This window comes from Streptomyces sennicomposti, from assembly GCF_019890635.1.
Lineage (GTDB): Bacteria > Actinomycetota > Actinomycetes > Streptomycetales > Streptomycetaceae > Streptomyces > Streptomyces sennicomposti.
In genome coordinates, this window is record NZ_JAIOAB010000072.1 from 13212 (window position 1) to 30363 (window position 17152).

19 protein-coding genes are annotated in these 17152 nt (G+C 72.7%); 14 read left to right on the forward strand and 5 right to left on the reverse strand.

What is annotated here, in order from left to right; translation table 11 throughout:
* Nucleotides 1-11 precede the first annotated feature (11 nt).
* The 4 genes from lipB to K7787_RS28030 all read left to right on the forward strand — a co-directional run bounded on the left by lipB (nucleotide 12) and on the right by K7787_RS28030 (nucleotide 3165).
* A complete protein-coding gene (lipB, locus tag K7787_RS28015; RefSeq protein WP_223003363.1) occupies nucleotides 12-809 on the forward strand; it encodes a lipoyl(octanoyl) transferase LipB in 798 nt (265 codons plus the stop codon).
* Nucleotides 810-940: 131 nt separating this feature from the next.
* On the forward strand, nucleotides 941-1906 hold the full coding sequence (lipA, locus tag K7787_RS28020; protein ID WP_009188222.1) for a lipoyl synthase: 966 nt from the start codon (nucleotides 941-943) through the stop codon (nucleotides 1904-1906).
* A 287-nt stretch (nucleotides 1907-2193) separates the two neighbouring features.
* A complete protein-coding gene (locus K7787_RS28025) occupies nucleotides 2194-2394 on the forward strand; it encodes an SCO2195 family GlnR-regulated protein (protein WP_009188223.1) in 201 nt (66 codons plus the stop codon).
* 69 nt (nucleotides 2395-2463) lie between these two features.
* Nucleotides 2464-3165: a DUF4191 domain-containing protein gene (locus tag K7787_RS28030; RefSeq protein ID WP_009188224.1), complete on the forward strand. Its 702-nt coding sequence runs from the start codon at nucleotides 2464-2466 to the stop codon at nucleotides 3163-3165.
* 265 nt (nucleotides 3166-3430) lie between these two features.
* On the opposite strand, the gene K7787_RS28035 is transcribed toward K7787_RS28030, so the two are convergent.
* On the reverse strand, nucleotides 3431-3898 hold the full coding sequence (locus K7787_RS28035; RefSeq protein WP_009188225.1) for an RDD family protein: 468 nt from the start codon (nucleotides 3896-3898) through the stop codon (nucleotides 3431-3433).
* Nucleotides 3899-4105: 207 nt separating this feature from the next.
* Here K7787_RS28035 and glnA point away from each other — a divergent pair, with 207 nt between their 5' ends.
* A complete protein-coding gene (gene glnA, locus K7787_RS28040) occupies nucleotides 4106-5515 on the forward strand; it encodes a type I glutamate--ammonia ligase (protein ID WP_009188226.1) in 1410 nt (469 codons plus the stop codon).
* A gap of 260 nt (nucleotides 5516-5775) precedes the next feature.
* Here glnA and K7787_RS28045 read toward each other — a convergent pair whose 3' ends face one another.
* From K7787_RS28045 to K7787_RS28055, 3 genes are all read right to left on the reverse strand, one after another.
* Entirely contained in the window at nucleotides 5776-6330 is a 555-nt protein-coding gene (locus K7787_RS28045) for a flavoprotein (protein WP_223003364.1), read from the reverse strand.
* A 49-nt stretch (nucleotides 6331-6379) separates the two neighbouring features.
* The gene (locus K7787_RS28050; RefSeq protein ID WP_223003365.1) at nucleotides 6380-6778 is read right to left on the reverse strand and encodes a hypothetical protein; all 399 of its coding nucleotides are present in this window, start codon (nucleotides 6776-6778) and stop codon (nucleotides 6380-6382) included.
* A gap of 144 nt (nucleotides 6779-6922) precedes the next feature.
* Nucleotides 6923-7171, reverse strand: coding sequence for a hypothetical protein (locus K7787_RS28055; protein ID WP_199292801.1), 249 nt, complete (start codon nucleotides 7169-7171; stop codon nucleotides 6923-6925).
* A 280-nt stretch (nucleotides 7172-7451) separates the two neighbouring features.
* Here K7787_RS28055 and htpX point away from each other — a divergent pair, with 280 nt between their 5' ends.
* The 4 genes from htpX (at nucleotide 7452) to K7787_RS28075 (ending at nucleotide 12176) form a co-directional block, all read left to right on the forward strand.
* Nucleotides 7452-8375 carry a zinc metalloprotease HtpX gene (gene htpX, locus K7787_RS28060; RefSeq protein ID WP_009188232.1) on the forward strand — a complete coding sequence of 308 codons (924 nt, stop codon included), beginning with the start codon at nucleotides 7452-7454 and terminating at the stop codon, nucleotides 8373-8375.
* A 2-nt stretch (nucleotides 8376-8377) separates the two neighbouring features.
* Complete coding sequence (gene pspAB / locus K7787_RS28065; RefSeq protein ID WP_223003366.1) at nucleotides 8378-8962, forward strand: PspA-associated protein PspAB; 585 nt, start codon at nucleotides 8378-8380, stop codon at nucleotides 8960-8962.
* Between the two features lie 168 nt (nucleotides 8963-9130).
* Nucleotides 9131-10870 carry an alpha/beta fold hydrolase gene (locus K7787_RS28070; RefSeq protein ID WP_223003367.1) on the forward strand — a complete coding sequence of 580 codons (1740 nt, stop codon included), beginning with the start codon at nucleotides 9131-9133 and terminating at the stop codon, nucleotides 10868-10870.
* A gap of 127 nt (nucleotides 10871-10997) precedes the next feature.
* A complete protein-coding gene (locus K7787_RS28075) occupies nucleotides 10998-12176 on the forward strand; it encodes a winged helix DNA-binding domain-containing protein (RefSeq protein ID WP_223003368.1) in 1179 nt (392 codons plus the stop codon).
* A 588-nt stretch (nucleotides 12177-12764) separates the two neighbouring features.
* Here K7787_RS28075 and K7787_RS28080 read toward each other — a convergent pair.
* Nucleotides 12765-13076 (reverse strand): hypothetical protein, encoded by a 312-nt coding sequence (locus K7787_RS28080; protein ID WP_019984595.1) that lies wholly within the window; start codon nucleotides 13074-13076, stop codon nucleotides 12765-12767.
* 282 nt (nucleotides 13077-13358) lie between these two features.
* Here K7787_RS28080 and K7787_RS28085 point away from each other — a divergent pair, with 282 nt between their 5' ends.
* The 5 genes from K7787_RS28085 (at nucleotide 13359) to K7787_RS28100 (ending at nucleotide 17049) form a co-directional block, all read left to right on the forward strand.
* Nucleotides 13359-13721, forward strand: a complete 363-nt coding sequence (locus K7787_RS28085) for an arsenate reductase family protein (protein WP_019984596.1) — start codon at nucleotides 13359-13361, stop codon at nucleotides 13719-13721.
* A gap of 145 nt (nucleotides 13722-13866) precedes the next feature.
* On the forward strand, nucleotides 13867-14622 hold the full coding sequence (locus K7787_RS28090) for an SCO2207 family protein (protein WP_223003369.1): 756 nt from the start codon (nucleotides 13867-13869) through the stop codon (nucleotides 14620-14622).
* 266 nt (nucleotides 14623-14888) lie between these two features.
* Nucleotides 14889-15917, forward strand: coding sequence for a glutamine synthetase (gene glnII, locus K7787_RS28095; protein ID WP_009188239.1), 1029 nt, complete (start codon nucleotides 14889-14891; stop codon nucleotides 15915-15917).
* Between the two features lie 155 nt (nucleotides 15918-16072).
* Complete coding sequence (locus tag K7787_RS32495; RefSeq protein WP_009188240.1) at nucleotides 16073-16312, forward strand: hypothetical protein; 240 nt, start codon at nucleotides 16073-16075, stop codon at nucleotides 16310-16312.
* Between the two features lie 119 nt (nucleotides 16313-16431).
* Nucleotides 16432-17049, forward strand: a complete 618-nt coding sequence (locus tag K7787_RS28100; RefSeq protein ID WP_223003370.1) for a winged helix-turn-helix domain-containing protein — start codon at nucleotides 16432-16434, stop codon at nucleotides 17047-17049.
* The last annotated feature ends 103 nt before the right edge of the window (nucleotides 17050-17152 follow it).

Sequence of the window (17152 nt, forward strand, 5' to 3'; positions counted from 1 at the left end):
AGGCGCTTGCCGTGAGTGAGCTGCGGTTCGTCCGCATGGGATTCGGCGCCGAGGCCGTGGACTACCAGGAGGCCTGGGACGAGCAGCGCCGGGTGCACGCCGCCCGGTTCGCCGACGAGGTCCCCGACACCGTGCTCCTCCTGGAGCATCCGCCGGTGTACACCGCCGGCCGGCGCACGGCGGACAGCGAGCGGCCCCTGGACGGCACCCCCGTGATCGACGTCGACCGCGGCGGCAAGATCACCTGGCACGGCCCCGGCCAGCTGGTCGGCTACCCGATCCAGAAGCTGCCCCGCCCGGTGGACGTGGTCGCGCACGTGCGCCGCCTGGAGGAGGCCCTGATCCGCACCTGCGCGGAGTTGGGCCTGGAGACCACCCGGGTCGAGGGCCGCAGCGGGGTGTGGGTGCTCGGCGACCCGGTGGAGCGGCGGCCCTCGCTCGGCGGCCTCTCCCTCGACTTCGACCCGCGCCTGACCGACGAGGAGTTCGACCCGCGGCTCAACGGCCCCGAGTACGCCCCCTCCAACGCCGGCCAGCGCCGCGAGGACCGCAAGATCGCCGCCATCGGCATCCGGGTGGCCAAGGGCGTCACGATGCACGGCTTCGCGCTGAACGTGAACCCGGACAACAAGTGGTTCGACCGCATCATCCCGTGCGGCATCCGGGACGCTGGCGTCGCCTCGCTGGCGGCCGAGCTGGGCCGCGACGTCACGATCGAGGAGGTGCTGCCGGTCGTCGAGCGCCATCTGCGCGACGTGCTGGAGAACGCCGACCTCAAGCCGCGGGAGATCGAGAAGGCGACCGCCTGACCGGTCCCCGCCGAAGCGGCCGTACGGGGGGAATGATCCCCGCACCTCTGAGGTTGGCCTCAGCGACTGGGCGCAACAAACACGGGCGTACCCTGGTGTGCGCCGAAGAATCGAAGCTACAGGGAGCCGACGTGTCCGCAGTCGCACCCGACGGACGCAAGATGCTGCGCCTGGAGGTCCGCAACAGCCAGACCCCCATCGAGCGCAAGCCCGAGTGGATCAAGACCCGGGCGAAAATGGGTCCCGAGTACACGAAGATGCAGAACCTCGTGAAGAGCGAGGGCCTGCACACGGTCTGCCAGGAAGCCGGCTGCCCGAACATCTACGAGTGCTGGGAGGACCGCGAGGCGACCTTCCTCATCGGCGGCGACCAGTGCACCCGGCGCTGCGACTTCTGCCAGATCGACACCGGCAAGCCCGAGGCGCTCGACCGCGACGAGCCGCGCCGGGTGGGCGAGTCCGTGGTCACCATGGACCTGAACTACGCCACCATCACCGGCGTCGCCCGCGACGACCTGGAGGACGGCGGCGCCTGGCTGTACGCCGAGACCGTGCGCCAGATCCACGCCCAGACCGCCGGACGCGAGGGCGGCCGCACCAAGGTCGAGCTGCTCGCCCCCGACTTCAACGCGGTCCCCGAGCAGCTGGCCGAGGTCTTCGCCTCCCGCCCCGAGGTCTTCGCGCACAACGTCGAGACGGTCCCGCGGATCTTCAAGCGCATCCGCCCCGGCTTCCGCTACGAGCGCTCCCTGAAGGTGATCACCGAGGCCCGCGACTACGGCCTGGTCACCAAGTCGAACCTGATCCTCGGCATGGGCGAGACCCGCGAGGAGGTCAGCGAGGCGCTGAAGCAGCTGCACGAGGCGGGCTGCGAGCTGGTGACCATCACCCAGTACCTGCGCCCGAGCGTGCGCCACCACCCGGTGGAGCGCTGGGTCAAGCCGCAGGAGTTCGTGGAGCTGAAGGAGGAGGCCGAGCAGATCGGCTTCTCGGGCGTGATGTCCGGGCCGCTGGTACGGTCCTCCTACCGCGCCGGGCGCCTGTACCAGATGGCCGTCGAGAAGCGCGGCGCCTTCGTCGCCTCCCAGGCGGTCTGACGCCCTCCCCGGCGGCCTGACGCTCCGTCACCCGCCGCGCCCCGCAAGGGGACCGGCGCGCGTGTGAATTCGCGCACAAGAACCTACCGCCGAGTAGTGGCCGATACGACGCGGCCCGGACCGTCGCCGCAGATGAGGGCGGCGCTCCGGGCCGCGTCGCCCTTTTGGCCTGCGATGTCAGGGCTTCACCGGTGTTTGACCGGTCGGTCACGCCCTGGTAACACCGAAGCGTGAGCCTGGACTCACACCCCGTACACCGGAGCCCGTCACGAGGGGGGACCTCCACCATGCAGGCCGCGCCCGTTCACGCCACCGCCATCCCGACCGTCAAGGACGCGCTCCGCGCGGTCGAGTCACTGCTCATGGGCGGCGGGCAGCGCACCGCCCGCCGCAACGCCTGGAACTCCGTCCTGGAGGACCGCCGCCGCGCCAAGGACCGCGTCGAGGCCCAGCGCGTCCTGGAGCAGTTCCCCGCCGTCCGCCCCTGACCGGGCCGCCGGGAGATCCACGGGCACTGCCGTCGTCGGCGGCCCCGCGGGCCACGTAGACTTCGTGGCATGGCGAGGAAGGAAACCGCAGCCGAGGCTGCCAACCCGGGGCGACTGAAGCAGATCGCCCTGACGTACAAGATGACCCGCAAGGCCGATCCGAAGATCGGGCTCGTACTCGCGGCTGTCGGCATCGTCGTTCTCGGTGTCCTCCTCGGGATCGGCTTCCTGATCGGTCACCCGGTCTACCTCGGCATCCTGGGCCTGCTGCTCGCCGTCCTGGCGATGGCGATCGTGTTCGGGCGCCGGGCCGAGCGGGCCGCCTTCGGGCAGATGGAGGGCCAGCCGGGCGCGGCGGCCGCGGTGCTGGACAACATCGGCCGCGGCTGGACGACCACTCCGGCGGTCGCGATGAACCGGAACCAGGACGTGGTGCACCGCGCGGTCGGCAAGGCCGGCATCGTGCTGGTCGCCGAGGGCAACCCGAACCGGGTGAAGTCCCTGCTCGCCGCCGAGAAGAAGAAGATGAACCGCATCGTCGCCGACGTCCCGGTGCACGACGTGATCGTCGGCACCGGCGAGGGCCAGGTCGAGCTGAAGAAGCTGCGCACCACGATGCTGAAGTACCCGCGCGTGCTGACCGGCCCCCAGGTCACCGCCACCAACGACCGGCTGCGCGCCCTCGGCGACCTGATGAGCAACATGCCGCTGCCCAAGGGCCCGATGCCCAAGGGCATGCGGATGCCCCGGGGCGGCCCGAGGACCCGCTGACCCGCCGACTGCCCGCACCTGCCGAAGGGGCGCCCGGATCACTCCGGGCGCCCCTTCGCCGTACGTACGCTCTGCCGGGTCCGGGCGTTCGCCGTATGCGCGCGCCTTCCCGCCTTCCGGGCCCGGACGGCGGAGTCCGGCCCGCGGACCGGACCGTCCCGCCAGCCCCCCGGCTCCGACCCGGCGCGTCAGGTCCCCCGGCGCGGACTGGTCGGATCCGGACCTCGACCCGGAACTGGACCTCGATCCGGATCCGGGCCTCGGCTCAGGTCCGGACCTCGACCGTGCCCGCCAGCCGGTCGTGCAGGCCGCGGCCGTCGCGGTCCCAGATCAGCGCCGGGATCGCGACGCACAGCAGGACCGTGCGCAGCAGGGCGCGCAGCGGCTGCACGCCGCCGGTGCGCAGCGCGACCACGCGCAGGCCGAACAGCCGCTTGCCGGGCGTGCAGCCGACGGTGCCGACGGTCAGGACGCCGAGCACGAAGAAGATGAGCAGCGCCCAGTTGCCGGTGGCCTGGTCGTAGCCATGGGTGATCAGGCCGTATGCGATCAGCATGCACAGGGCCCAGTCGACGGCGACCGCGCCCAGCCGCCGGCCCGGGCGGGCGATCGAGCCCGGCCCCTGCTCCGGCAGTCCCAGTTGTTCACCCCGGTAACCGAGGTCGGCTCCGGCGTCCTCCATGGCGGCGCGCGGCCCGGACAGCCACGATCCCACTGCTTGCCTGTTGTCCACCCGACCACGGTACTGCGAGGCTGGACGCAGACGGGCCGCCGGGGTGTCCGCCGACGTGACGCGACCCCGGCCGGTTAACTTCTGCGAAACAAATGGGTCACGCCCGAGAAATCACCCGTCCCTAGGGTCGAGGCAGCGTGTGCCACCGCACTGGCCGCACGAACGATCTACCACCCCGGCGGGACGGTCGGGAGTAGGAGGAGCTGGATGTTCCAGAACGCCGACGAGGCCAAGAAGTACATCGCGGACGAGGACGTCAAGTTCATCGACGTCCGCTTCTGCGACCTGCCGGGCGTCATGCAGCACTTCACGTTGCCCGCCGAGGCGTTCGACCCCGACGAGGAGCAGGCGTTCGACGGGTCCTCGATCCGCGGCTTCCAGGCCATTCACGAGTCCGACATGTCCCTGCGCGCCGACCTGTCCACCGCGCGCGTGGACCCGTTCCGCCGGGACAAGACGCTCAACATCAACTTCTTCATCCACGACCCGATCACGGGCGAGCAGTACTCCCGTGACCCGCGCAACGTGGCGAAGAAGGCCGAGGCGTACCTGGCGTCCACGGGTATCGCCGACACCGCGTACTTCGGTCCCGAGGCCGAGTTCTACGTCTTCGACAACGTCCGGTTCCGCACCGCGGAGAACGAGTCGTTCTACCACATCGACTCCGAGGCCGGCGCCTGGAACACGGGTGCGCTGGAGGACAACCGCGGCTACAAGGTCCGCTACAAGGGCGGCTACTTCCCGGTCCCGCCGGTCGACCACTTCGCCGACCTGCGCGCCGAGATCTCCCTGGAGCTGGCCAAGGCCGGTCTGAAGGTGGAGCGCCAGCACCACGAGGTGGGCACCGCCGGCCAGGCCGAGATCAACTACAAGTTCAACACGCTGCTGGCCGCCGCGGACGACCTCCAGCTGTTCAAGTACATCGTGAAGAACGTCGCCTGGCGCAACGGCAAGACGGCGACCTTCATGCCGAAGCCGATCTTCGGCGACAACGGCTCGGGCATGCACGTGCACCAGTCGCTGTGGAGCAACGGCGACCCGCTGTTCTACGACGAGGCCGGTTACGCGGGCCTGTCGGACACCGCCCGCTACTACATCGGCGGCATCCTCAAGCACGCCCCGTCGCTGCTGGCCTTCACCAACCCGACGGTGAACTCCTACCACCGCCTGGTGCCGGGCTTCGAGGCGCCGATCAACCTGGTGTACTCGCAGCGCAACCGCTCCGCGGCCATGCGTATCCCGATCACGGGTTCGAACCCGAAGGCCAAGCGCGTCGAGTTCCGCGCGCCCGACTCCTCCGGCAACCCGTACCTCGCCTTCTCGGCGCTGCTCCTCGCGGGCCTGGACGGCATCAAGAACAAGATCGAGCCGGCCGAGCCGATCGACAAGGACCTCTACGAGCTGGCTCCCGAGGAGCACGCCAACGTGGCCCAGGTCCCGACCTCCCTCGGCGCGGTCCTCGACCGCCTGGAGGCCGACCACGAGTTCCTCCTCCAGGGCGACGTGTTCACGCCGGACCTGATCGAGACGTGGATCGACTACAAGCGCACGAACGAGATCGCCCCGCTGCAGCTGCGCCCGCACCCGCACGAGTTCGAGCTGTACTTCGACGTGTGATGTCGCCTCGGGGCCGGAGCGGGTGTCCGCCGCTCCGGCCCGGGCCGTCTGTGGGCCGTCGGCCGTGTCCTTCCTCCGCGGAGGGACACGGCCGACGGCCTTTTCCGCGCCCGGCACCGCGGACGGATCGGCTGGCCGCCGGGAGCGCGCCGGAGGCGCGTCGGAAGCACGACGGACACGCGTCGGACACGCGTCGGAAGCGCACGTAAGCGCACCGGAAGCACGACGGATGCGCCCGGCTCTGCCCGGCGGGCGGCTCGTCAGGGCCTCGGGCCGAGCCGCGGCTCCAGAAGGTCCAGAGCCTCCTCCCACCGGAAGCGGTCCGCGCCACCGCCCGCCTTGGGCCGGTGGGGTTCGTAGGCGCCGATCAGGACATCCATCTCCCGCAGCGCCGCCAGGCTCCGCCGGTAGGCGGGGTGGGCCGCCTGGGCGGCGTTCAGATAGGGGAGGACGGCGACGGGGACGCCCATGCCGTACGCCTCGCACAGGATGCCGAGCGCGAGGGTGTCGGACAGGCCCGCCGCCCATTTGTTGATCGTGTTGAAGGTCGCCGGGGCGACGGCGATGGCGTCGGCAGGGGGCAGGGGACGCGCTTCACCGGGTGCGCGCCAGGCGGAGCGGATCGGGTGACCGGTCTGCGCCTGGACGGCCTGGACGTCGAGAAAGGTCAGCCCTTGCGGAGTGGCGATGACCCCGACGTCCCAGTTCCGCCCCTGCGCGGCCGCGATCAGCCTGCCGACATCGGCGGCGACACCGCACGCGCAGACGACGACGTAGAGGAAGGGCTTCCCGCCCACGGCTGTCGACTCGCTCACGCGGGGACCTCCAGGCGCGGTCGGTGTCGCCCAGGGCCACCAAGTGCGCTCACTGATCTGGGGCGTCAGGGTCGACTTCGGGGTACGTGAATCGTACGGGCTTGCCCAGCGACCGGGCGTAGGCGATCTCGGCTCGGGTGCTGTCTCCGATGTAGTCGCCGACCACGAGCACCTCGTCAGCGAGCCGGATCTTCGCCCGGTGCAGATCGTCGAGTCGCGCCTTCAGCGCCTCGGCCTCGACGGGATCGGCCCAGAGTTCGTGCGGCGACTTCAGGTCGCAGCCCGGTTTGACGACGATCCTTCCGGCTTCGGTCTCCCGCAGATCGGCCTCGTTCATCTCGGTCATGAAGCGGGTGGAGCCGCAGATCGCGATGATACGCGGGAGGTTCGACAGCTTCTTCGCGTCGGCGAGCTTCTCCTCGGGGGTGAACAACTGCGGGTGTGACACTGGTGCCTCCTGGTGGTGTGGTCGAAGCTCGCCATGACGCAAGCCATACTCGGCTACACCTCCGAGGCCACCCCATGAGCATCCGGCACGGCCAAGGGCCGCCGCCCCGGTGGGGACGGCGGCCCTCGTTCGTCGTGGGCGGGGTCAGACGATGATCACGACGGTGCTGCCACCGCCGTAGCCATAGCCGTAGCCGAAGCCCGGGCCGTAGTAGGAACCGCCTCGGCCGCCCCAGCCGCCGCAGTTGTTCCACCAGCCGCCGCAGCGGTTGTTCGTGGTGGTCGGGGCCTTGTCCGGGGTGGCGGCGGAGGCCGTGCCGGCCGCCGCGCCGCCCGCCAGCAGTACGCCGGCGACGGTTGCCGCGAAGAGACGCCTCACGCGTGGTGCTTTCATGGAATTCCTTCCTTCCACCCACTCGTGCCACTTCTCGGGGAACGTGACGGAGAAGGCCGCGGCCGCGGCGCGATCACTCCTCATCGAGGCTAGCCGTCCCCCGTCCGCGCGGCATCTTGAGCCGAACGAGCTACCGCGTACACCCGGATGCACCCCCGTACGGAGGGCTGCGGAAGGTTTCGGTATGAAGGGCGTATGAGGGCCGTCCGGCCCGTTCGCGGCGGGGGCGGCAGGTGCACACTGGAGTCGGGACGAGTGCCTGACTGCGGGGTGATGGAAGATGCAGAGCCGCTTCCGGAGCGACAGGCGGCTGACCGTGCGCATGGGGGTCACGCTTTTCCTGCTCGGGTTGCTGTACGTGGCGTTCGTGGCCGCGTTGATCGTGCTGCTGAAGTCCTGGGTACTGGTCGTGGTGGTCGCCGCCGCCGCGCTGATCGCCCAGTACTGGTTCTCCGACCGGATCGCCCTGTTCGCCATGCACGGGCGGGTGGTCGAGCGGGAGGAGTATCCCGAGCTGCACGCGGTGATCGACCGGCTGTGCGCGATGGCCGACATGCCCAGACCGGTGGTCGCCGTGTCCAACGTGGACATGCCCAACGCGTTCGCCACCGGGCGCAACCCCGACAACGCCGTGGTGTGCGTGACCACGGGGCTGCTGCGCCGGCTGGAACCGGCGGAGCTGGAGGGCGTGCTCGCGCACGAGCTGTCGCACGTCGCGCACAAGGACGTCGCCGTGATCACGGTCGCGTCCTTCCTCGGCGTGATCGCGGGGCTGGTGGTGCGGTTCGCGTTCTACTCGGAGCTGTTCGGCGGCCGGGGCCGCAAGGACCAGAACACGATGGCCGTGTTCGCCATGGTCATGGGCGTCTCGGCGGCCGTCTACGCCATCAGCTTCCTGCTGATCCGGGCGCTGTCCCGGTACCGGGAGCTGGCCGCCGACCGGGCCGCCGCCCTGCTGACCGGCCGCCCCTCGGCGCTGGCCTCCGCGCTCACCAAGGTCACCGGCGACATCGCCCGCATCCCCTCCGAGGACCTGCGCACCGCACAGGCCTTCAACGCCTTCTACTTCACCCCGGCCCTGGGCTCCGACCCCGGTATCGCCCGGCTCTTCTCCACCCACCCGAGCCTGGAGCAGCGGCTCGCGCAGCTCGGCCGGATCTCCGCCGAGCTGGGCGAGGCCGCGACGCCGGGGAAGGCGGGCTGAGGATGGGACTGCTGGACATCCTGCTCGGCCGTACCAGACCCGCCCCGCCCGATCTCGACCAGCTGTTCGGGCTGCCGTCGGCGGCGGTGACGCTGGAGGCGGCGGCCGGTTTCACCTCGACCGGGCAGGGCGCGGTCTGCTTCGCCACGGTCGAGGGCGCCGCCTTCGAGCAGGCCCACCGCGAGGTCCAGGCGCTCCTGGACGCCGACACCGGCCGCACCGGGCCGCCCGTCGAGCGCGTCCAGGACGCCTACGGCTACTCCTGGCTGGTCTCCCGCCGCGCCCCCGACCAGCTGCCCGAGCTGGTCAACGACCTGCACGCCGTGAACAGCGCCCTGGAGGCGAACGGCTTTGGCCCACAGCTGCTGTGCTCCCTGGCCGGCTTCCACGACGACGCCGGCCGCCGGCTGGCGCTGGTGTACCTGTACAAGCGGGGGTCCTTCTATCCGTTCGCGCCGCTGCCCGGCCAGGCGCAGCGGCGCGACAACGCCCTGGAGATCCAGGTGAAGGCCATGCTGGCCGACGATCTGCGCATGGAGGAGGACCTGAGCCGCTGGTTCCCGGTGTGGGGCGCTCCGGGGCTGTGAGGGTGCGGGGGTCTGCGGTCGTCTGCGCGGGCCTCGTCGGTGGCGCGGGCGTCCTCGGTGGGCACGGGGGCCTTCGGCACGCGGGCGGCGTCTTCGGCGCGCGGGCGTCCTCCGCGGATCTGCCGAAGCCGCCCCTCCCCCGCCCCGCCGCGTGCGTGAATGGGGATCATGAGCGCGACGTCCTCACCCCTCGTCCCCTTCACGCACACGTACGACGGCGAACGCCTCAGCGGTGTCCACGCCCCCGCCGACAGCGACCCCAGCAACAGTGACCCCAGCGACAGTGACCCCGCCGACGCCGCGCCCGGCGGTCCCTCCGAGGGCGACGGCGGTGCGGCGGCCGGGCGGCGGCCCACCGTCGTCCTGCTGCACGGCGCCGGCAACGGCAGCAAGGAGCGGCTGCTCCCCCTGCTCGCCGAGTTCGCCGCCCGCGGCTGCCAGGGCCTCGCCTTCGACTTCTCCGGGCACGGCGAGAGCAGCGGCGCGCTCGGCGAGCTGAGCCTGCGCCGCCGGTTCGAGCAGGCGGTGTCGGTGATCGACGCGCGGACGCCGCCGGACGGGCCGCTGGTCCTGATCGGGTTCAGCATGAGCGGCCAGACCGTGGCCGATCTGGCCCGGCACTACGGCCGGCGGGTGGCCGCGCTCGGCCTCGCCGCGCCGGCGGTGTACGCGGGCGCCGCCTGGGACGTGCCGTTCGGCGACGGGACCGGGCCGTTCAGCGCGCTCATCCGGCGGCCGGGCAGTTGGCGCGCCTCCCCCGCCCTGGACGCCCTGCGCGCGTACGAGGGCCGGGCGGTGCTCGTCGTGCCCGGCACGGACGCCGTCATCCCGCCCGCCGTCACCGAGGCCGTGCAGGACGCCCTCGCCGCCCGCGCGCAGTTCACCCGCCTCGATCTGCCCGACGCCGACCACGGTCTGGGCCTGTGGCTGCGCGACCACCCGGAGGCGCGGCGGGAGCTGGCGACCGCCCTCCTCACCGGGCTCGGCGACGGCGGCTGGACGGCGACCAGGGCGTGGGTGGCCAAGCAGGTGCCGCCGGGCCGCACGGTCGCCGCCGCCCGCCCGCTCAGCGGCGGCTGGAGTTCGCAGATGCGGGCGCTCACGCTGGACGACGGGACCGCGCTGGTGCTGCGGACGTTCGTGAAGCCGTTCTTCCGCCGCCACGCTCCCGCCCTGCTGGCCCGGGAGGCCGCCGTGCTCGCCCTGCTGGCCGACCACGACGGCGTACCGGCCCCCGCGCCCGTCGCCGTCGACGCGACCGGCGAGCACTGCGACCATCCCAGCCTGCTGATGACCCGGCTGCCGGGGCGCGTACGGGTGGACGACGGGCCGGACCTGGACCGGCGCCTCGACCTGCTCGCGGCGCAGCTCGGGCGCGTCCACGCGGTCGTACCGGACGTACGGCCGCGCCCCTACGAGGCGTGGACGTCGCCCGAGCGGGTGCAGGCGCCGCCGGGGGCGGTGTGGGAGCGGGCGGTGGCGGTGCTGCGCCGGGAGCCGCCGGCGTACGAGGGGTGTTTCCTGCACCGGGACTACCACCCGGGGAACGTGCTGTTCACCGGGGACGGCGCGGAGCCGCGGATCGGCGGGGTCGTGGACTGGGTGGAGACCTCCTGGGGCCCCGCCGACCTCGACGTGGCGCACTGCTCGACCGCGCTGGCGCTGCTGCACGGCCCCGAGCACGGACTCGGGTTCCGGGCGCGTTACGAGGCGCTGGGCGGGCGCCCGCTCGCCGACGGTTACGACCATTTGTACTGGCGGCTGCTGGGCGCCCTGCACTACTGCCCCGACGCGGCCAAGCTCGCCGGGCCGTGGCGTGAGCTGGGCCGCACCGACCTCACCCCGCAGGTGCTGGCCGACCGGCTGGAGGCGTACGTCACCGGACTGCTGGAGCGCTACGACGACTGAGCGCGGCGACCGGAGCGGACGCGGCCCGGATGTCAGTGGTGTGGGCGAGGATGCCGTAGGGACGACGACTGCGCAGACACGACGACTGCGCAGAGACGATGACTGCACGGAACCGAGGGGGCCATCCATGGGAGAGCGGCGCATCGGCGTGGCGGAACGGCGGGCCCGCCTCGCCCTGCGGCACCGGCTGGCCGCCGGGACGGGTGCGGCCGGCCCGGAGGAGGTCGCCGAGTGCCTGGTGGCCCTGCACGGCACGGACCCGGCGACGGTGTACCTGGGGGTGGGCGCCCGGCTGGCGGACCCGGCGGGCACGGTGGCCGCGACCGAGCGGGCGCTGTACGAGGACCGCACGCTGGTGCGGATGCACGGCATGCGGAACACCGTGTTCGTCTTCCCGGCCGCGCTGACGGCCGTGGTGCACGCCTCCACGGGCATCGCCGTCGCCGCCCGCGCCCGGACCCAGCTGCTCAAGGACATGGCGGCGGCGGGCGCGCCGGACGCGGCCTGGCTGACGGAGGTCGAGGAGTCGACGCTTGCGGCGCTGGCCCGGCGCGGCCAGGCCACGGCGGCCGAACTCGCCGAGGACGAACCGCGGTTGCGCGAGCGGTTCGCGTACGCGCCGGGGAAGAGCTACGAGGGCGTGCACACCGTCTCCTCCCGGCTGCTGCGGCTGCTGGGGGTGGAGGGCAGGGTGGTGCGGGGCCGGCCGCTCGGCTCCTGGACGTCCACGCAGTTCCGCTGGGCCCTCGCGCCCGAGCATCCCGAGCTGGACGTCGCCGACGCGCAGCGGGAGCTGCTGGAGCGCTGGCTGGCGGTCTGCGGACCGGCGACCGAGGCGGACCTGAAGTGGTGGACGGGCTGGCGGGCCACGGAGGTGCGGCGGGCGCTCACCGCGATGGGCGCGCGGCGGGTGTCGCTGGACGAGGGCACGGGGTACGTGGTCGCGGACGACGCCGAGCCGGTGGCCGCACCCCGGGAGCCGTGGGCGGCGCTGCTGCCCGCCCTCGACCCGACGGCGATGGGCTGGCAGGAGCGCGACTGGTATCTCGCGCCCGAGCTGCGGCCGGCGCTGTTCGACCGCAGCGGCAACGTCGGCCCGACGGTGTGGTGGAACGGCCGGGTGGTCGGCGGGTGGGCGCAGCGGCCGGACGGCGAGATCGTCTGGCGGCTGCTGGACCCGGAGGGGACCGGCCGGGAGACGCAGACCGCCGTCGCCGAACGGGCCGAGCGGCTCACGGAGTTGCTGGGCGCGACCCGGGTCACGCCGCGTTTCCGCACCCCCCTGGAGAAGGAGCTGACGGCGTGAGGCACCCGCCCGGCCAGGCGGGCTGTGGCGTCAGATGGCCGGCGGGGGCGCGCCGCCAGGCGGGCCGTGGCGGCAGATGCCCGATGGGCCACGCCGCCACGCCGCCAGACGGGCCGGGACAGCGGCGGCCCGGTGAGGCGACGCCGCCAGACGGGCCGGGACGGGCCGGGACGGCAGAGGCCGGATGGGCCACGCCGCCACGCGGACCATAGCGCCAGATGCCCGGCGGGCCGCACCGCCAGACGGACCGGGACGGGCAGATGCCCGGTGAAGCCGGGCCGCCACGCGGGCTGTGGCGGCAGATGCCCGACGGGCCACGCCGCCAGACGGGCCGGGACGACAGAGGCCCGATGAGCCACGCCGCCACACGGACCGTAGCGCCAGATGCCCAGCGGGCCGCGCCCCCAGGGCGGGCCAGAACGGCGGAGGCCCGGTGGACCGGGCCGTCACGCGGGCTGCCGTGCCGGGTGCCCCGTGTCGCCGTGCCGTGACGCGGGGCGCCGTGCCGTGACGCGGGGCGCCGCGCCGTCACGCGGGGCGCCGTGCCGGGTGCTCCGGGCCGGCAGGGCCGGGGCACCCGGCGGCGGGTCAGCGCGAGTAGCGCATCAGCGCCCGCACCATGTGGCAGGTGGTGTCCGACGGCGGGTGCACGCCGATGAGTTCGGCGGTGCCGCGGATCGTCTCGTTGCGGGCCTGGCCCGGTTGGACGCCGGAGTCGAGCAGGGCGATGGCGAGCCGCATCGCCTTCAGACGGCGGTTGTGCGTGACGTACCAGTCGCGCGGCCGCCCGGCCGGCAACGGCCGCTTGGCCAGGGGCTGGTAGGGCGAGTCGAGCGGGACGGAACGCCTCGCGGTGGACTGGGTCGGCAACGGCTTCGGCTTCAGTGCGGCAGCGGGCACAGGCATCCTCCTGTCGCGTGCGGGCGCCGCGCGGACCCCCCGGCGACACCTTCGAACACTGCTTCCAGTGTACTGCCGGGCACTGACATCCGGGGGGTTCAGAAGGCCCGCAAAAAGCCTGGTGGGGCTGGGAATTGGCGTACCGTCACGCACGGTCCGGGTGGTGCTCCTGAGGCGCCGGAAAATCGAACAGCGTCCTCCGAGCCTGCCGTGCTGATCCTGGTCGCGGGGGGACGGTGCGCGTCCGGCTCGGACAGGCGTCGGGCGGCTACCGTGGGCGGTATGGAGATCTGGATCAACCCGGCCTGTTCCAAGTGCCGCAGCGCCATCAGCCTGCTCGACGCCGAGGGCGCCGACTACACCGTCCGCCGCTATCTGGAGGACGTGCCGACCGAGGACGAGATCCGGGCGGTGCTCGACCGGCTCGGCCTTGAGCCGTGGGACGTCACCCGCACCCAGGAGGCCGAGGCGAAGGAGCTGGGCCTGAAGGAGTGGCCCCGCGACGCCGGCGCCCGCGACCGCTGGGTGGCGGCGCTGGCCGCGCACCCGAAGCTGATCCAGCGCCCGATCATCACGGCCGACGACGGCTCGGCGGTGGTGGCGCGCACGGAGGACGCGGTACGGGACGCGCTCGGCCGCGGCTGACCGGACCACCGCCCGGATGTCCGCCCGTACCGCCAACTCCCTTGTGACTCAAGTTACTTCGATCGTCCGCCGGGGCCGCTGAGCAACCTCGTGCGGCATCCCGTACATAGCGGCGTACGCTCCCCCAGCCCTTCAGGAGGCGCGCATGTCGCGCAGGAGAACTCTCGGCACCAAGAAGAAGATCGCCCTGCTGGCCGGCGCGGCGGCGGTGGCGGGCGCCGGGGCCTTCGCCCTGGCGGCCACGTCCGACGCCGCACCGCCACCGGCCCCGCGCACCCTGTCCGCCGGGGACTCGACGGTCTGCCAGGGGCTTGCCACCGCACTCGGCAACAACCAGAAGTTCATCGACGGCCAGCGGGCGAACCCGGACGCGCAGTCGGCGGCCCGGATCGCCAACCGCGAGGCGGTCATCGAGGAGATCAAGCGCAAGCAGGCGGCGTCGGGCTGCCCGGTCGGGGAGTCGGCTCAGGACTCCCAAGCGGGCCGGCAGGCGCAGAGCGGCGAGCAGGGCGGCAACGACCAGGCGGCGGGCGGCGGTGACCAGGCCGCCGGGCAGCAGAGCACACCGCCCGCGCAGGGCGGGACCGGCGCCGGAGACACCGGGAACGCCGGGGACACGGGGAACGCCGGGAACGCCGGAGGCGTCGCCGCCGGGCAGCAGGTCTGCACCGGCTCCACCGTCACCCTGTCCGGCGAGGGCGGCGCCCCGGCCGCCTCCAGCAACCAGTTCCCGGCCGGTACGACGCTGAAGGTCACCAACCTGGACAACGACAAGTCCACGACGGTGAAGGTCACCTCGGTGTCCGGCAGTTGCGTCCTGCTGAACGACGCCGCCTTCGAACAGGTCCGGGAGCCGGGCAAGTTCCTGATCCGGCACGCGCGGATCGAGAAGGTGGGGTGAGGCCCGGCCCGGCGCACGGCAAGTGAGCGCGGGGGCCCGCCGTCTCCGCCCGGGGGCGGCGGGCCCCTCGCCCGCGGAACCGCGCCGCACCACGCCCTCACACCGCGTGAACCGGGACACACCCACCCAGGTAACACGGGGTTCACACTCGGGCAACGGACGGGAAATCGGCCGTTGACATGCTGCCCGCATCAACGGCGGCGCCCCAGTGCCGCAGCGCCGCAGCACCCGCAAGTGCGCCCAGCGAGACCCGAAGGACGTGGCCCGTGAGCTTCAAGGCTGAGTACATCTGGATCGACGGCACCGAGCCGACGGCCAAGCTCCGTTCCAAGACGAAGATCCTCGCCGACGACGCCAAGGGCGCCGAGCTGCCGATCTGGGGCTTCGACGGGTCCTCCACCAACCAGGCCGAGGGCCACGCCTCGGACCGCGTGCTCAAGCCGGTCTTCACCTGCCCCGACCCGATCCGCGGCGGCGACGACATCCTCGTCCTGTGCGAGGTCCTGAACATCGACATGACGCCGCACGAGTCCAACACCCGCGCCGCGCTCGCCGAGACCGCCGGGCGGTTCGCCGGCCAGGACCCGATCTTCGGCATCGAGCAGGAGTACACCTTCTTCAAGGGCTCGCGCCCGCTCGGCTTCCCCGAGGGCGGCTTCCCGGCCGCGCAGGGCGGCTACTACTGCGGCGTCGGCTCGGACGAGATCTTCGGCCGCGACGTGGTCGAGGCGCACCTGGACAACTGCCTCAAGGCGGGTCTCGGCATCTCCGGCATCAACGCCGAGGTCATGCCGGGCCAGTGGGAGTTCCAGGTCGGCCCGCTCGCGCCGCTGGAGGTCGCCGACCAGCTGTGGGTGGCCCGCTGGCTGCTGTACCGCACCGCCGAGGACTTCGGCGTCTCCGCCACCCTCGACCCCAAGCCGGTCAAGGGCGACTGGAACGGCGCCGGCGCGCACACCAACTTCTCCACCCGGGCGATGCGCGAGGGCTACGACGCGATCATCACCGCGTGCGAGGCGCTCGGCGAGGGCTCCAAGCCGATGGACCACGTCAAGAACTACGGCGCCGGCATCGACGACCGCCTCACCGGCCTGCACGAGACCGCCCCGTGGAACGAGTACTCCTACGGCGTCTCCGACCGCGGCGCCTCGGTGCGCATCCCGTGGCAGGTCGAGAAGGACGGCAAGGGCTACATCGAGGACCGCCGCCCGAACGCCAACGTGGACCCGTACGTGGTGACGCGGCTGCTGGTCGACACCTGCTGCACCGCGCTGGAGAAGGCCGGCCAGGTCTGATCCGCCGCCGCCGCGAGGCCCCGGCGGGGGCTTCGGCGCAGGCTTCGCGAGGGGCGTCCACCGCACGGTGGGCGCCCCTTCCGCATGCCCTCGCCCGCGGCCCGCCGTCCACACTGTGGGACGACGCTCCGGCCCGTGCCCACCGCGCCGAGGCGCTGACCCGCGCGGATGCCTGGTCGAACGAGGCATGCTGCGTCAACTTCACGCCAAGGAAACGTCCAAGCAGTGAGAGGAGGGTCCTCGCCGGGCCGGGTCTCTGCTTCAATGGGGGCATGGCCGGTTTCCAGAAGCAGCACGCGACAGGTCGCCACGACCTCGAGCCGTTCTGGCCGTCCCGTCAGCACCACGACTTCGACCGGGTGTGTTGCCGCGCGATGAACGCGCGGGCCCTCTAAAGCCGTACACCCCGGCCTTCGGCCAGCGCGAAACGACGTACGTCCCGCGGCGCGCCCGACCACGAATCGCGGCCGTCGCTCCTTCCGACGAACTCCTCGCGCGAAAGAGCTGACCTCTCATGGCGACCACCCGTTCCCTGACCACCGCCAGCCTCCCCGCCCCCGCTCCCTCGACCGCCGCCCCGGCCGCCGCACCGCGGCACCGGCTGCGAGCCGTGGACCGGGACGAGGTCGTGGACGTGGCGGACTTCCTGCCCCCGGGCGCCACCTGGCTGCCCGCCCCCCAGCACACCCTGCCGGTCCTGCCCGGCCGGCCGCCGATGATCGGCTACCTGGTGCTCGTCCCGGCCGACCAGCAGCCGCACCTGCCGCCGGTCGCGGTGCCGGACCGGCCGGACCAGCAGCGCCCCGAGGCCGTGCCGACGGCCGCCGCCGGGACCGGCGACCCGCTCGTGCGCATCGACCCGGCGCGCCGGACGGCCGAGGTGGACGGCCGTCAACTCGACCTGACCTACCTGGAGTTCGAGCTGCTGGCGCATCTGGTCGCGCACCCGCACCGGGTGCACACCCGCGACCAGCTGGTCACCACGGTGTGGGGCTACGGCCATGTCGGCGACGGCCGCACCGTGGACGTCCACATCGCCCGGCTGCGCCGCAAGCTCGGCGCCGAGCACCGCCGGACGATCCAGACCGTACGGCGGGTGGGCTACAAGAACGCCCCCCCGACCCCCGGCTGACCGCCCGCTCCCCCCGAACGGAAGAGCGGCGTGGAGGGGAAGAGGGGCTTCGCCCGTGGAGATCTCGGGGGTCGCCGGTGTATTTAAAAAAAAAAAAAGAGGT